General features: G+C 39.7%; 12 protein-coding genes. All 12 read right to left on the bottom strand.

Translation table 11 applies throughout. From position 1 onward, the window contains the following. Positions 1–20: 20 nt before the first annotated feature. A complete protein-coding gene (locus tag H4O18_RS03725) occupies positions 21–473 on the bottom strand; it encodes a GatB/YqeY domain-containing protein (RefSeq protein ID WP_187581768.1) in 453 nt (150 codons plus the stop codon). A gap of 94 nt (positions 474–567) precedes the next feature. Further along, the gene (gene ftsZ, locus H4O18_RS03730; protein WP_187581769.1) at positions 568–2,493 is read right to left on the bottom strand and encodes a cell division protein FtsZ; all 1,926 of its coding nucleotides are present in this window, start codon (positions 2,491–2,493) and stop codon (positions 568–570) included. 44 nt (positions 2,494–2,537) lie between these two features. Next, positions 2,538–3,866: a cell division protein FtsA gene (ftsA, locus tag H4O18_RS03735; protein WP_187581770.1), complete on the bottom strand. Its 1,329-nt coding sequence runs from the start codon at positions 3,864–3,866 to the stop codon at positions 2,538–2,540. Positions 3,867–3,869: 3 nt separating this feature from the next. Then, entirely contained in the window at positions 3,870–4,589 is a 720-nt protein-coding gene (locus H4O18_RS03740) for a cell division protein FtsQ/DivIB (RefSeq protein WP_187581771.1), read from the bottom strand. Between the two features lie 11 nt (positions 4,590–4,600). Continuing rightward, positions 4,601–5,962, bottom strand: coding sequence for a UDP-N-acetylmuramate--L-alanine ligase (murC, locus tag H4O18_RS03745; RefSeq protein ID WP_187581772.1), 1,362 nt, complete (start codon positions 5,960–5,962; stop codon positions 4,601–4,603). A 10-nt stretch (positions 5,963–5,972) separates the two neighbouring features. Continuing rightward, the gene (murG, locus tag H4O18_RS03750; protein ID WP_187581773.1) at positions 5,973–7,061 is read right to left on the bottom strand and encodes an undecaprenyldiphospho-muramoylpentapeptide beta-N-acetylglucosaminyltransferase; all 1,089 of its coding nucleotides are present in this window, start codon (positions 7,059–7,061) and stop codon (positions 5,973–5,975) included. After that, positions 7,048–8,220 (bottom strand): FtsW/RodA/SpoVE family cell cycle protein, encoded by a 1,173-nt coding sequence (locus H4O18_RS03755; RefSeq protein WP_187581774.1) that lies wholly within the window; start codon positions 8,218–8,220, stop codon positions 7,048–7,050. Before H4O18_RS03755 ends, murG begins: the two co-directional genes overlap by 14 nt. Before the next feature lie 24 nt (positions 8,221–8,244). Then, complete coding sequence (murD, locus tag H4O18_RS03760; protein WP_187581775.1) at positions 8,245–9,579, bottom strand: UDP-N-acetylmuramoyl-L-alanine--D-glutamate ligase; 1,335 nt, start codon at positions 9,577–9,579, stop codon at positions 8,245–8,247. Between the two features lies 1 nt (position 9,580). Continuing rightward, positions 9,581–10,804, bottom strand: coding sequence for a phospho-N-acetylmuramoyl-pentapeptide-transferase (gene mraY, locus H4O18_RS03765; RefSeq protein WP_187581776.1), 1,224 nt, complete (start codon positions 10,802–10,804; stop codon positions 9,581–9,583). Between the two features lie 51 nt (positions 10,805–10,855). After that, positions 10,856–12,319, bottom strand: coding sequence for a UDP-N-acetylmuramoyl-L-alanyl-D-glutamate--2,6-diaminopimelate ligase (locus tag H4O18_RS03770; protein WP_187581777.1), 1,464 nt, complete (start codon positions 12,317–12,319; stop codon positions 10,856–10,858). Beyond that, positions 12,316–14,322 (bottom strand): penicillin-binding transpeptidase domain-containing protein, encoded by a 2,007-nt coding sequence (locus H4O18_RS03775; RefSeq protein WP_187581778.1) that lies wholly within the window; start codon positions 14,320–14,322, stop codon positions 12,316–12,318. The genes H4O18_RS03770 and H4O18_RS03775 overlap by 4 nt, the downstream gene beginning before the upstream one ends. Continuing rightward, entirely contained in the window at positions 14,322–14,645 is a 324-nt protein-coding gene (locus tag H4O18_RS03780) for an FtsL-like putative cell division protein (RefSeq protein WP_187581779.1), read from the bottom strand. The genes H4O18_RS03775 and H4O18_RS03780 overlap by 1 nt, the downstream gene beginning before the upstream one ends. Positions 14,646–14,676 lie beyond the last annotated feature (31 nt).

The raw sequence follows: 14,676 nt of genomic DNA on the forward strand, positions 1-14,676 counted from the left end.
CTATATGGTCAGATATACTTTTAATTAGCTAATTTAGCCTTTACGATATTGGAAATGGTCTTCCCATCTGCCTTTCCAGCCAATTTTTGGGATACAATTCCCATAACCTTGCCCATATCCTTCATTCCAGCAGCACCAACCGCATCGATGGTCTGAACCACAACCTTTTCAATTTCTTCCTCCGACAATTGCTCTGGCAAGAACTTTTCTATGATCAATGCCTGTGCCAATTCCGGCTCGGCCAAATCTTCACGTCCCTGTTCCTTATAAATAGCTGCACTATCCTTACGCTGCTTTACTAATTTTTGAACCAGCTTTACTTCTTCTTCTTCAGACAGTTCCGTGCCTGGTCCAGTTTCTGTCTGTGCCAACAATAAAGCAGATTTTATAGCTCGTAACGACTCCAATGCTACGGTGTCCTTAGCCCTCATTGCCGCCTTCATATCTTCCATTACCCTTTGCTGTAAACCCATATCTCTTTTTTAGCCCTGCGAAGATAAAAATAAACCCGAAAATAAAAGCTATTTTCGGGTTTAAACTTTGTTAATAATAGTACGCCAAATTCTACTAGTCTACATTATCATGTAAATAAGAGTTATTGGAGCGCAATTGAATATCGTCATTACTATCCTCACTAAGGCTAGTTCTGGAAACTTTATTCTCCCTAGGGTTTTCATTTAAATTTATTCCTTGTCTCTTATAAGCCGGCTGCTTGGATATTTCGTCCAAGTTACTAAGGCTGTTCTGGAATTTATAATTGAAGTCTTTTAGCTTCCTTCTTCTTTCGTCTGCCCGCTCCTTTAAAAGGATTTCTATTGGGGTGTTAACAGGGTTTTCATCCTCCACATTCACCCTAGTCTGACTTGGTTCCTGATTTGCAACGGTGCGCTTTTCAAATACCAACTCATCTTCAACAATACGGGGCTCAAACTTTTCTGCCTTGGATTGGGCTCCAGTAAGCTTCTTCTCCAACTCCATATAATCATCCAAACTGTAGCGCTTTTCCCCATTCTTATTGTATTCCAGAACTGGTATAACCTCTACATGATCTTTTACTTCCAAATCCCTTACTTCTTCATCCAAATCGAAGGTGATGATATGTTGGGCCTCTTCTTCCTCCTCAGTAGGTTTTTTGGCCAAAGGCATATCAAAACTAAATGCAAATTGATCTTCCTCAACAACCTTATTGGATACTACTCGGGGATCCACCACCTCTATATCCTTAATTTCATCGGAGGCATTTATTATTATAAAATCGTCTTGAACATTTTCAGCTACAACCTCCTCATAGAAAACATTAAAGTTCTTAATGAAATTGGTGGTAGGTATCAAATCCATTTGCGACTCCTTTTTTACCTCTACAGGCTTAACTGGAGATGCCGTAATTTCCTCTTCTTCGACCAACTGGTGAACAACATTCTTTGGAGTCAGATTGTGCTCCGCTCGTTGTTCATCTTCTAACGTATGAATGATTTTTTTGGATTCAGTATTTACTATATCATCCTGTTGATCAATATTAAAACCCGTGGCAATAACCGTCACTGCGATTGCCTCGCCCAGTCCCTCATCTTCACCAACACCCATAATTATATTAGCACCGAAACCGGCCTCATTTTGAATGTGGTCGTTAATTTCACCTATTTCATCAATAGTAATTTCTTGAGCACCTGAAACAATAAGTAGAAGCACATTCTTTGCTCCTGTAATTTTGTTATCATTGAGCAAAGGGGAATCCAACGCCTTCATAATAGCTTCATGAGCCCTGGAAGATCCAGAGGATATGGCCGATCCCATTATGGCCGTACCACTACTGCTCAATACAGTCTTGGCATCACGTAAATCTATGTTCTGAGTATAGTGATGTGTAATTACCTCTGCAATACCACGAGCCGCAGTAGCCAACACTTCATCTGCTTTGGAAAAACCAGCCTTAAATCCCAAATTGCCATATACTTCCCTTAATTTATTATTATTGATAACAATCAAGGAATCTACATTGGCACGTAATTTTTCAATTCCCAACTGAGCCTGTTGGCAACGCATTTTACCTTCAAATTGAAAAGGCATGGTAACGATCCCCACTGTAAGAACGTCCATTTCCTTCGCCATTTTTGCAATGACAGGGGCAGCACCAGTACCTGTTCCCCCGCCCATACCAGCAGTAATAAAGATCATCTTTGTTGTAGGTTCAAGCATTTGCTTGATCTCCTCCATACTTTCAATGGCCGCTTGTTCCCCTACTTCAGGATTGGCACCAGCACCCAGTCCTTCTGTCAATGAAACTCCCAATTGTATCTTGTTGGGTACAGGACTATTGTGAAGTGCTTGCGAATCGGTATTGCAAATCACAAAATCCACCCCATTGATACCGGCCTGGAACATGTGATTAATTGCATTACTACCGCCTCCGCCAACACCTATGACTTTAATTACGTTGCTTTGATTTTTGGGCAAATCAAAGGCTATACTTTCAAATTCAGTGTTCTTGCTCATATTTTTTATTTTACTGGTTTACTATACTGTTCTTAATCTATAATCTATTCCGCATTATCCAAGAAGTCTTTCAATTTCTCGGACCATTTATCGAAAATAGATTTGCGCTCTTTTTTAAGGGCAGTTTTGGTCTGGGTATTATCTTCCCCTGTAAAAACATCTTGATCAACATCATTATCGGCAACCTCTTGATTTACTTCCCTTACTTTAGACCTGTTCTGCACCGCGTTCATCAATAATCCCACAGCAGTTGCATATAAAGGGCTGGCTATTTCCTCATCCGAATCGCCTGCCAAGTGTTCGTTGGGATAACCGATCCTTGTATCCATTCCCGTAATATACTCCACCAATTGCTTAAGGTGTTTCAACTGGCTTCCACCACCCGTTAATACGATACCTCCAATTAATTTCTTCTTTTGCTCGTCGTGCCCATAATTCTTTATCTCCACATACACCTGCTCCACAATCTCCACCACTCGGGCATGTATAATCTTGGATAGATTTTTCAAGGTGATTTCCTTTGGCTCCCGCCCTCTCAATCCTGGGATGGAAACAATTTCATTATCCTTATTTTCCCCAGGCCAAGCCGAACCAAACTTGATCTTTAAAAGTTCTGCTTGCTTTTCAATGATGGAACAACCTTCCTTAATATCTTCGGTAATTACATTTCCTCCAAAAGGAATAACTGCGGTATGACGGATTATTCCATCCTTAAAAATGGCCAAGTCCGTAGTACCACCACCTATATCGATGAGCGCCACACCTGCCTCTTTTTCTTCCTGACTCAAAACAGCATTCGCGGAAGCCAAAGGTTCCAAGGTTATATTGCCCAGATCAAGACCGGCACTCTTTATACATCTCCCCACATTCCGGATTGAGGAAACCTGTCCCACAACCACATGAAAGTTGGCTTCCAGTCGTCCTCCATACATCCCCATTGGCTGCTTTATCTCCGCCTGCCCATCTACCTTAAATTCCTGTGGTAAGACATGTATTATCTCCTCACCTGGAAGCATTACCAATTTATACACCTGATTACAAAGCTTTTCCACATCATCTTCATTGATAACTTCTTCGGATTTAGCCCTGGTTATATAATCGCTATGTTGTAAACTTCTAATATGTTGTCCGGCAATACCTACTACTACAGAGCTGATTTTTAAACCCGAATTGGCTTCTGCCAGTTCAACAGCTTGTTGAATAGACTTGATGGTCTGCGTAATATTATTGACCACACCACGGTGCACTCCCAAACTCTTAGATCTACCAATACCCAAAATTTCAATCTTGCCATACTCATTCTCCTTACCAATGATGGCTACAATTTTGGTGGTTCCAATATCCAACCCAACTGAATAATTACCTTGTTCCATATTTTAAATTTTGGTGCACACTACCTGGTTATTAAATTCTAAACTCACCCTGTTATAATCGTTCAACGTTTTGTCTTTGTTCGCCTTGGTATAGAACGCTTTGAAATTGCTGAACTTTTTCTCCAATTCCTTTACATCACCAAGATCTACAACAAAATTCTCCATTCTAAATTTCAACTGATACTTTTCCTCCTCGGCAATATGAACGCCTATTACATTCTTTCTTAAGAATTCATCAGAATTTATATAGGTCAAAATTTCGTACACTCGTTTAGTACTCTTTTCGGTTATTACCCCTGTAATTATTGGCACTCGCGCAGAATGGTATCTGGAAAATGGCATGCGTCTGCCATCCTCATCAATATAAAACTTTGCAACTCCCTCAACTCTTCCGATTGGTTTACGCTGTATGACTTTAGCCATTAGGTCCCCGTTCACCGTAAGGTAAACTTGGGCATTCTTTACCATTTCATTAGCTTCGATAGCTTTTTCTATAGTATTCAAAACTATATCTTCTTTGGGCAGGTTTTTAAGGTCCCCGGAATTTTGTATTAACAATTTATTAACCGTCTCTTGGGTCATATATAGATTCTGATCTCCGACAAACTTAATTTCAATATTATCAATCTTTTTATGCTTGTTCCTAATGTTGGAAAATGCATAAAGACCTGTAACAACAAGCAGTAAGGCCCCGAATTTTATGAAATTCCAATTAATATTCATTTCTTCTAATTTTATAGTTTATTATCTACTGGATTTAATTCCTTTTTAATTTTTGGAACTTCCAATCCAATATCTCCCGCCCCCAATGTTATTAAAACGTCGGGGTTTTGGGCTATTATTTCTGAAATCAACTCTGACTTGGCAATCATTTTTTTCATTGGACTCGTAACTTTATCCAACAACCATTGAGAGGTAACTCCTTCAATTGGTTTTTCCCTTGCAGGATATATGTCCAACAACAACAAACTGTTAAAATTGGACAGACTTCGGGCAAATTCATCCACAAAATCTCTCGTTCTAGAAAATAAGTGTGGTTGAAAAACCGCCAACACCTTCTTGCCAGGGTGCATTTCCGAAACAGCCTGAAACGCCGCATCAATTTCCGTAGGATGATGTGCGTAATCATCTATAAAAACAAAATCGGCCCTTTTAATCTGATATGAAAAACGCCTTTGAACCCCCTTAAACGTCGCCAATGCATTGGCTAGGCCCTGCGGCGACGAACCGGCTTGGATTGCCATAGCGTAGGCCACCAAACCATTGAGAAGGTTATGCCTACCAGGTTTGTTAAAACGAACTGCTTTTAATTTAGCTTCCGGTGATTCCAGATCGAAAACATAGCTGCCCTGGTCTATTTTAATATTTCTGATACAATAATCGGAACCATCCTCAATACCGTATGTTGTTCCCTCCAATGGCAAACCATTGCGCACAAACAGTTTGCCATTCGGCTTAATGCGTTTTACAAAATCGGCAAACGACTTTTGAAGCTCTTCACTACTGCCATATATATCCAGATGATCCGCATCCATGGAAGTAATACAGGCTACATCAGGAGATAACCGAAGAAAGGAGCGATCAAATTCATCAGCCTCCACTACAGAGTAATCCGAACCTTCCAATAAAAAATTACTGTTAAAATCCTCTGATATTCCTCCCAAAAATGCCGTAATGGGTGTCCCTGTTTCTTTTAATAAATGTGCCAGGATACAAGAGGTAGTTGTCTTGCCGTGAGTACCTGCAACGGCAAAACAGAAGGTATCCTTTGTAATCAAACCCAGAACTTCAGATCGTTTTTTTACCTGAAACCCATTGCCTATGAAATAATTATATTCCATATGGTCATTTGGCACAGCTGGAGTATAAACAATTAGTGTCATATCAGGATCTAAATAGATTTTCGGCACCAATTCCAATTCATCATCGTAATGCACATCTATACCCAAATCCACCAAATCCTTTGTAAGCGGGGTTTCGGTCTTATCATAGCCGGCAACATTTTTTCCCACAAATTTAAAATACCGCGCAAGGGCAGACATACCAATACCTCCAATACCTATAAAGTAGACGTTATGTATATCTTTTATACCCATTTTCTATTTATTACGCTAATAATTTTTCTATTTCATTTACAATCTCCTTGGTAGCATTTGGCAAGGCTAATTTTTTAATATTGGCTCCCAACTTTTCGCCTAAGCTATCCGAACTGAGCAAATTGGAAAACGCAGGCTCAAACTTATCATCCAACTCCGTCTCCTTGATCATAATGGCCGCATCCTTTTCTACAAGGGCCTTGGCATTTTTTGTTTGATGGTCCTCCGCCACATTTGGAGAAGGGATAAAAATCACGGGCTTGCCCACTATACACAGTTCCGATACAGAACCAGCTCCGGCCCTGGAAATAATAACATCTGCCGCCATATATGCGAGGTCCATTCTATTTAAAAACGCTACTACCTTAATATTTTCACAATCATATTTTTTATACTCCTCATAATAAAGCTTACCACTTTGCCAAACGATTTGTATTCCTTGAGCTTTAAAAAAAGACAACTCCTGTTCTATAAGTTTATTTACGCGTCTTGCCCCCAAACTCCCTCCTAAGACCAGCAACGTGGTTTTACCAGGCTGCAATCCAAAGAAACTTAACGCCTCGACTTTATTGCTTGTCAATGAAACTAAATCGCCTCGGACAGGGTTTCCCGTTTTTACAATTTTATCCTTTGGAAAAAATTTCTCCATACCGTCATAAGCAACACATATTTTTGCAACCTTGTTGGCCAATAATTTATTGGTAATTCCGGCATAGGAATTCTGTTCCTGCAACACGCATGGAACACCTTTACCAGAGGCCACCTTTAAAAGGGGACCACTCGCAAAACCACCAGTACCCACAACCGCATGTGGTTTAAAATTCCTTACTATGTTTGCCGCTTTTATCAAACTACTTATTACTTTAAAAGGAAACATTAAATTTTTCAAGGTGAGCTTCCTTTGTAGCCCACTTATCCATAAACCTTCTATTTTGTAACCGGCCTGAGGCACCTTTTCCATCTCCATTCTGTCTTTTGCCCCAACGAACAAAAATTCGGCATCAGGATACCTAACTTTCAACTCATTAGCTATTGCAATGGCAGGATATATATGCCCGCCTGTTCCCCCTCCTGAAAGTATAAATCTATAACTGCCCACTTAAAACTTCTAAAGGGTTAGTTTCATCAATTTCCTCAGGTTCGAACTGTGCATGCTTATTACTGGCACTTAAAATTATACCTATGGCCAAGCAAGTCATCCAACTCGAGGTTCCCCCACTACTTATCAAAGGCAAAGTCTGACCAGTAACCGGAAAGAGTTCAACGGCTACTGCCATATTTATCAAAGCCTGAAACACTATGGGGAGCCCCACTCCCAAAACCAATAATTTTCCAAAAACTGTTCCGTTACTATTGGCCACAACCACAATTCTAAAAAGCAACAGCAAGTAAAAGAACATAAGGACAAAGCCACCTAACAATCCATATTCCTCTACGATAATGGCATAAATAAAATCCGAGGAACTCTGTGGCAAAAAGTTCTTCATTACACTCTTACCAGCTCCATTACCGACTATTCCTCCTGTTGCAATAGCTATCTTCGCCTTTTCAATCTGATAATCCGCTTCGGTATCCTCTGGATTGGAAAAGCTTTCTATCCTGCTCATCCAAGTATCCACCCTATTGGGAAATAAATCTGGCACAGCCTTGGCCGTTAATATAAACATGGTTAAACACAATATCCCTGCTCCAACTATACCCAACAAATACTTAAAAGGATAACCACCTATAAAACAAAGCAGCAACACCATGGAAAATATAATACCAGCCGTAGAAAAATTAGCAGGAAGTATTAACACTATCACCAAAAAAACCGGCAACCATAAAGGCAGAATACTCTCTTTAAAGGTTATGGTCTTATCTTTTATTTTTGTTAAATACCTAGCCACATAGATCATCAATACTACAGCTGCCAAATTGGAGGTTTGAAAGGTAAACCCAACAATTGGAATTCGTATCCATCTACTGGCATTGGCCCCATCTATTACCTTCCCCTGAGCTAGTGTATACAGCAACAAAAGCAACACCACCGGCATTGCAATCAAGGACAATCCTTTAAAAAAATGGGTAGGAATACGGTGTACCCCATATATAATACCAAACCCCATAAGCAGAAGAATGGCATGTTTTACCAAATAACCTATAGTAGTTCCGTTGCCTACAACGTAGACCAAGTTACTACTGGCACTATAAACAGGTAAAAATGAAAACAGGGCCAAAAGGGCTACAACCGCCCAAATAGCTTTATCTCCATTCATTTTGTTTAAAAATCCCAACACAGATTATAATTTTTTAATTGCTGCTTTAAACTGATTTCCCCTATCTTCATAATTCTTGAACAAGTCAAAACTGGCACATGCCGGTGATAGCAATACCGTATCTCCCCGTTCGGCTATTTTATAAGCTACCTTTACTGCTTCATCCATGGCAAATGTTTCAACAACCAAATCCACTACATTTCCAAAGGCATCCTTGATTTTTGAGTTATCCATACCCAAGCAAATAATTGCTTTTACTTTTTCACGGACCAAAGGCATTAGTTCCTTATAATCATTTCCTTTGTCCACTCCCCCAACAATCCACACCGTTGGTGTTTTCATGCTGTCCAATGCGTAGTAAGTAGCATTCACATTGGTGGCTTTGGAATCATTGACATATTGTACATGATGAATCTTCAATACTTTTTCCAGCCTATGCTCCGCCCCTTGAAAATTCTCTATACTTCTACGTATAGTCTCTTTTCTAATACTAATCAATTTAGCTGCTGTAGTAGCCGCCATAGTATTCTTTAAATTATGTTTTCCCTCCAAAGCCAAAGCATCTGTACCCATCTCTATAGTGTTATTGTGTGTTTTAATAATTATTTTATCATTTTCTAAAAATGCCCCTTCATCCAATTTCTTATTGATTGAAAAAGGCAATAATTTTGATTGAACCGGGTTGTTCCTCAACCAGTGGACTATTACTTCATCATCGGCATCATATATTAAATAATCTTCCTTTGTCTGGTTTTTTGCAATTCTAAACTTGGATGCTATATAGTTTTCAAAATTGTATCCATATCTATCCAGGTGATCTGGAGTGATATTGGTAAGGATGGCTATATGTGGCTTAAAGTCCACTATTCCATCCAATTGAAAACTACTTATCTCCAATACATAGAAATCAAAATCCTTTTCCGCAACCATTTTGGCATAGCTATCCCCTATATTACCTGCCATACCCACATTTAGTCCGGCTGACTTTAAAATATGGTTTGTAAGCATGGTCGTGGTAGTCTTTCCATTACTACCCGTAATCCCAATAATCGTAGCCTTTGTATACCTTGATGCAAACTCGATTTCCGAAATAACCGGAACTCCTTTCGCCTTAAGCAAGAGTATCAATGGAACCGTATCGGGGATACCAGGACTTTTCATAACCAAATCGGCATTTAAAATCTTGCCCTCGGTATGTTGCTCTTCTTCCCAATCAATCTCAAAATGTTCAAGAACTTTTCTATATTCCTCTTTAACTGTCCCCTTATCGGAAACAAAAACTTCAAAACCTTCCTTTTTACCTAAAATAGCCGTTCCAACACCACTTTCTCCACCACCCAAAACAACCAACCGCTTCATTTTATCGCACCTTTAACGTTACAATGGTAATTACCGCCAATAGGATTCCGACAACCCAAAATCTGGTTACAATTTTACTTTCATGGTAGCCCTTTTTCTGATAATGATGATGTAATGGCGCCATCAGAAATATCCTTTTACCTTCCCCAAATCTCTTCTTGGTATATTTAAAATAACCCACCTGCAGCATTACCGAAATGGACTCTGCAAAGAAAATCCCACACAAAACAGGTATTAATAATTCCTTTCGGATTATGATGGCTATCACGGCAATAATTCCACCAATGGTCAAACTACCGGTGTCTCCCATAAAAACCGTTGCGGGATAAGCGTTGTACCATAAAAATCCAACCAAAGCACCCACAAAGGCAGCAATAAACACTACCAATTCACCCACCCTAGGTATGAACATGATATCCAGATAATCGGAGAAAATTATATTACCCGAAACAAGTGTAAAGATGCCGAGTGTAAATACGATTATTGCCGATGTCCCGGCGGCCAATCCATCTATTCCATCTGTAAGATTTGCCCCGTTGGAAACAGCTGTGACAATAATTATGATAATGGGGATAAATACCAACCATGCATATTTCTCCATACCATCTCCCATCCAAGAAATAAAGCGGGAATAATCCAACTCGTTATTTTTTATAAACGGCAAGGTGGTCATGGTAGATTTAATTTCCTTGCCCGGAACTTGCTTAACGGTGTAATTCTGTGTAATCTCTGTCTTGGAATGCTCCTTCACGGTCACATCTGGGTGAAAATATAAGGTTGCCCCTACCATAAGACCCAAAACTACCTGGCCCAAAACTTTGAACCTTCCTTTTAATCCTTCTTTATCCTTTTTGAATATTTTGATATAATCGTCAACAAAGCCAATTATCCCCATCCAAATTGTGGTAACGATCAAAAGGATTACATAAATATTATCCAAGAAACGAGCAAATAGCAATACCGGAATTAATGTGGACATAATAATAATGAGTCCCCCCATGGTAGGCGTACCCGCCTTCTGTTTTTGACCCTCCAGACCCAAGTCCCTTACGGTTTCCCCAATTTGTTTGTGTCGCAAAAAGTTAATGATCCTTTTCCCATAGACAGTGGCCAAAATAAGTGAAAACATCACCGCCATTGCCGCCCTAAACGTAATAAATTGGAAAAGCCCCGCCCCTGGCAGTTGATAATGTTTTTCCAAATATTCGAACAAATAGTATAGCATTCCTGGGTTATTGTTTTTTATTATTCACTTTAATATAGTTGACCTAAAACTCTACTTCTTTACACTTGCCAACAACTCCTTAACCATTTTAAAATCGTCAAAATCTTCACGGACACCGTTGGTTTCCTGATAGGTTTCATGACCTTTGCCAGCGATTAAAATAATATCCTTGGCAGCAGCCAACTGACATGCCGTTTTAATGGCCTGTTTGCGGTTCACAATTGACAATGTTTTGTTGGCGTTTTGAGGTTCTACACCAGCTTCCATTTCCTCGATAATAACAGTAGGTGATTCCGATCTAGGGTTATCCGAAGTAAAAATGACTTTGTTGCTTAATGATGATGCGATATGACCCATAACCGGACGCTTAGACTTATCTCTGTCACCACCACACCCCACGACGGTGATGACATTTTCATTTCCAGTCCTCAATGTACCGATAGTATCAAGTACATTTTTCAAGGCATCCGGTGTATGGGCATAATCAACAATAGCTGTAATACTTTCTTTTGATATATAATATTGAAACCTTCCTTCCACATTTTCCAATTCACTTAGAAGACGCAGAATTTCCAGTTTTTCCAATCCTAATAAATCTGCCGTAGCATATATGGCCAACATATTATAGGCGTTAAAATCCCCGATCAATTTGGACCAAACCTCATTGTCATCGATCTTTAACAATTGACCATTGAATTGATTTTCCAATATCTGAGCCCTATAATTGGCATAGGACTTTAAAGCATAGGTATACTTTCTTGCCTCTGTATTCTGCAACATCACCAAACCGTTCTTATCGTCTATATTGGTAAGTGCGAATGCTTTTTTCGGCAACCTATCGAACAACATCTTCTTGGTATCCCTGTATTCCGCAAAAGTTTTATGATAATCCAAATGATCATGGGATAGATTGGTGAAAATAGCGCCTTCAAACACCAAACCTTCCGTTCTCTTTTGATGGATACCGTGAGAACTCACCTCCATAAAGCAATACTCAACACCGGCATCGTTCATCAACTGCAAATATTTGTTTATTGTCAGCGCATCCGGAGTAGTATGGGTAGTGACATATTCCTTATTATCAACCATTATCCTTATAGTGGATATAAGACCTACCTTAAAACCAGCTTTCTTAAACAACTGATATAACAGACTGCTCACAGTAGTCTTACCATTGGTGCCCGTAACCCCCACCAGTCTTAAATTCTTGGAAGGATTACCATAAAAGTTGGAGGCCATTATGGCCAAGGCCTTGTTGCCATTGTCCACCTCCACATAGGTTATTTCATTAACCAGTTGTTTTGGCAATTCTTCACATACAATAGATTTAGCACCAGAAGCAATGGCTTTATCAATGAACTCATGACCGTCCGCAACAACTCCTTTTATGGCCACAAAAACATCATCCATTCCAACCTTTCTGGAATCGAAACAAATATTGTCCACCATAATGGAAGTAGAACCACTTACCGCAGAAAGGCTAACACCGTACAATATGTCCTTTAGTGTCATCATGATAGTTCCAATACTATTTTGTTAACCTTTTTCAGATCGGTTCCTTTAGCAATAGATTGCTTCTTGACCTTTCCATTTCCCTTCACCTCAACTTCCATCCCTAAATTTTCAAGAATAGAAACCGCGTCCATACCACTCATACCCTCTACATTGGGCACCTCATTGTATTTTTTGTTGGAAGCGGCAAAATATCTTTGAAATTCTTCGTCCAAGTTCTTTGTCTCGGCATTGTGAACATCAACTTCGTCCACCAACGGGGAACTTGCATAAATTTTTTGTGCTACAGATTTGAAAACCGGACCAGAAACATCCGCTCCATAGTAGCCAACACTTTTATCCGGCTCATGAATTACCACGATACAAGAATATTTGGGGTCATCCGCAGGAAAGTAACCAGCGAAAGTAGAGATGTATTTCATCACCTCAGGATCTTTGGAAACATAATTTTTCTGTGTGGTTCCAGTCTTTCCCGCCATAGAAAAATTAGGCGAATAAAGTCCATGTCCGGTACCGTGCTTTTTCTCTACAACATTTTTAAGCAATTGTTGTACTTTATGCGCTGTTTCCTTAGAGCAGATAGACGGATTAATGACCTCCTTTTCAAATTTAAGAATAGTCTTATCCCACTCTTTTACCTCTTTTATAAGTCTTGGCTTTAACATCTCGCCATCATTGGCAATGGCATTATAAAATGTTAAGGTCTGCAAAGGGGTTAAGGAAACTTCATAACCATGGGACATCCATGCCAAGGAAACTCCTGACCAACCCTTATCCCCTGGATAGCGAATTACAGGGGTTCCCTCACCTTTTACCGGCAATCCCAATTCCCTATGTAGGTTCATGTTCATTAGGCGGTTTACAAATTTTTCCGGATTTTCCTTATAATTATTATTGATGATTTTAGCAAAGGCAGTATTGGAAGAGACCTCAAATGCCTTAGCGGCCGTTATCTTACCGTAACCACCATGTTTAGAATCCCTAACAGTCCTGTTATAAACCTTATAAGTGCCCTTTTCTGTATCTATAACCGTATTGGTATCAATTACTTTATCCTCCAAGGCCACGACCATGGACATTAACTTAAAAGTAGATCCAGGCTCATGCGACTCCCCAATGGCATAATTTAATCGCTCGTAATATTTACCATCTGTAGTTCTTCCCAAGTTGGAAATAGCTTTGACCTCCCCGGTTTCGGTTTCCATTACAATTACACAACCGTGTTCCGCATTATATTTTTCCAATTGCCCCAATAAAGCATGATGGGCAATATCCTGTATGTTGATATCGATAGTGGAAACAACATCATAACCATCTTGGGGCTCAACAATGTTATCCCAACCTATGGGCTTCCATTGCCCTTTGGCAATCTTTTGTTTTAACCTTTTGCCTTCTATACCCCGTAAATACTCACCAAAGGCACCTTCAAGGCCAACTCTGGTGTAGTATCCATTCTCATCTACCCTTTCATACCCCACACTTCTTTCCGCGATTTTACCCAAGGGATGCTCACGAACAATTTTTTGTTCAATGATCAAACCTCCCTTATACGGACCTTTATTAAAGAGCGGAAATTGTTTTACCGCTATATAATCCGAATAGTCCAAATTCCTGGCGACCAAGGCATACCTGTTCTTATTTGCCTTCGCCTTTCTTAGCAATTGCTGATAATGTGATGTGGTTTTACCGAATAATTTTGCCAATGCATCCGACAAGGGCTTAACATTTTCCTCAAAATCTTTCTTTCCTACAGTTTCAGCATCAAAACGTATGGTATATCGTGAAACCGATGTAGCCAGCAAACTGCCGTCATCAGAATAAAGATTACCCCTCTTAGGAGCAATAGTGAACATTTTCTCGGTACGATCCATGGCAAGTTTCCGATACTTCTCACCTTCCACCACCTGAATACTCACCAATTTAACCAAAACAGCCATTGCGAACAGGAACAGCAATCCCGCCACAATGTACAATCTGGTCAATATGTTTTTTTCTGTTACCGGCACTATTCTTCTGTTTCTGTTTTAACCTTAATTTTTTTTGGGGGAGTCTCTGAAGGAAACAAAGCATCCCGCTCCAGCATTCTCAACACAGTGGATTCCAACTTTAGATGCTGCATATCTGAACGAACATCTACAAACTCACTTCTCAGCTCCTTAACCTGCTCATCCAGAGCAGCAATTTTATGTACTTTTCCATCAGCGCTGTGGGAACTGGCAATCATTACTGTTGCCAAAAAAGAAACATAAATGATAAACATCCAGTTTTTTGGAGCACCTCCGCTCACCAAAAACTTTCCTTTTAATATGTCTAATATTCCTTTTCTCATCGCTTAAAAAATCACTCAATTATACCTTATC

This window comes from Arenibacter arenosicollis (assembly GCF_014397245.1).
GTDB lineage: Bacteria > Bacteroidota > Bacteroidia > Flavobacteriales > Flavobacteriaceae > Arenibacter > Arenibacter arenosicollis.

Coding starts and splice junctions, on each gene's coding strand:
- mraY (WP_187581776.1), bottom strand. CDS start 10,804: ATGCTATACTATTTGTTCGAATATTTGGAAAAACATTATCAACTGCCA.
- ftsA (WP_187581770.1), bottom strand. CDS start 3,866: ATGGAACAAGGTAATTATTCAGTTGGGTTGGATATTGGAACCACCAAA.
- H4O18_RS03740 (WP_187581771.1), bottom strand. CDS start 4,589: ATGAATATTAATTGGAATTTCATAAAATTCGGGGCCTTACTGCTTGTT.
- murD (WP_187581775.1), bottom strand. CDS start 9,579: ATGAAGCGGTTGGTTGTTTTGGGTGGTGGAGAAAGTGGTGTTGGAACG.
- H4O18_RS03780 (WP_187581779.1), bottom strand. CDS start 14,645: ATGAGAAAAGGAATATTAGACATATTAAAAGGAAAGTTTTTGGTGAGC.
- H4O18_RS03725 (WP_187581768.1), bottom strand. CDS start 473: ATGGGTTTACAGCAAAGGGTAATGGAAGATATGAAGGCGGCAATGAGG.
- H4O18_RS03770 (WP_187581777.1), bottom strand. CDS start 12,319: ATGATGACACTAAAGGACATATTGTACGGTGTTAGCCTTTCTGCGGTA.
- H4O18_RS03755 (WP_187581774.1), bottom strand. CDS start 8,220: ATGAATGGAGATAAAGCTATTTGGGCGGTTGTAGCCCTTTTGGCCCTG.
- ftsZ (WP_187581769.1), bottom strand. CDS start 2,493: ATGAGCAAGAACACTGAATTTGAAAGTATAGCCTTTGATTTGCCCAAA.
- murC (WP_187581772.1), bottom strand. CDS start 5,962: ATGGGTATAAAAGATATACATAACGTCTACTTTATAGGTATTGGAGGT.